Source organism: Acidovorax sp. KPB24-07, from assembly GCF_057543315.1.
The window spans coordinates 1-1,088 of sequence record NZ_BAAJYS010000731.1 but is presented as its reverse complement, the minus strand read 5'-3'; the positions used below and the strand labels follow the sequence as shown (position 1 = coordinate 1,088).

The window sequence follows — 1,088 nt, the reverse complement described above, 5'->3', positions numbered from 1 at the left end:
AGCAGCGGCGCGGCGTGGCCCCCGCCACGCGGCCGTCAGGCGCGCGCGCAGGGAAGCAAGCACAGGGGGCATCGGAGGCTCAATGGTCGAAAAGGGCTCACGCCCTAGGTTGATCTGCCTTGGCAGCTATCAAATACATAGCAAGCGAACAAACGCACGGTAGCGACCGCGCATGCTCATGCGCTCTCGCGGCCCAGCAGGGCCAGCATGCCGGCCTCGTCGAGCACGGGCACGCCCAGCTCCTGCGCCTTCACCAGCTTGCTGCCGGCCTCCTCGCCGGCGACGACGTAGCTGGTCTTCTTGCTGACCGAGCCCGCCACCTTGGCGCCGGCCGCCTCCAGCAGGTCCTTGGCCTCGTCGCGGCTGAGGGTGGGCAAGGTGCCGGTGAGCACGATGGTCTGGCCGGCCAGGGGCAGCACGGCCCGCTCGGCCGGCGCGCCCTCGGGCCAGGTGACGCCGCAGGCACGCAGTTGCTCGACGACCTCGCGGTTGTGCGGCTGGTCGAAGAAGGTGCGAAGGGACTCGGCCACGATGGGGCCGACATCGTTCACCTCCAGCAACTGCTCCACGCTAGCGTCCATGATCGCGTCCAGGCCGCCGAAGTGGCGCGCCAGGTCCTTGGCGGTGGCCTCGCCGATGTGGCGGATGCCAAGGCCGAACAGAAAGCGCGGCAAGGTGGTCTGCTTGGATTTCTCCAGCGCGGCGAGCACGTTCTGGGCCGACTTTTCCGCCATGCGCTCCAGGCTGCTGAGGGCGGTGAGGCCCAGGCGGTACAGGTCGGGCAAGGTGCGGATGACCTGGCCCTCGACCAGCTGGTCCACCAGCTTGTCGCCCAGGCCTTCGATGTCCATGGCGCGCCGCGCGGCGAAGTGCAGGATGGCCTCCTTGCGCTGCGCGGCGCAGAACAGCCCGCCCGAGCAGCGGTGGTTGACCTCGCCCTTTTCGCGCACCACGGCGCTGCCGCAGATGGGGCACTGCCGGGGCATGCGGAAATTGGGCACGTAGGGCTGGCGCGGCGGTGCGGGCAGGCTGACAGGCGCGTCGCTGCCGGCGGCATCGGCCAGATCGACCAGGTCCACCAGCGCATC

1 protein-coding gene is annotated in these 1,088 nt (G+C 69.9%); it reads right to left on the bottom strand.

Annotated features, from left to right (window positions below; genetic code table 11):
• Positions 1 to 176 precede the first annotated feature (176 nt).
• The coding region (locus AC27IQ_RS25360) for a helix-hairpin-helix domain-containing protein (protein ID WP_487091275.1) at positions 177 to 1,088 on the bottom strand (912 nt) is incomplete at its 5' end.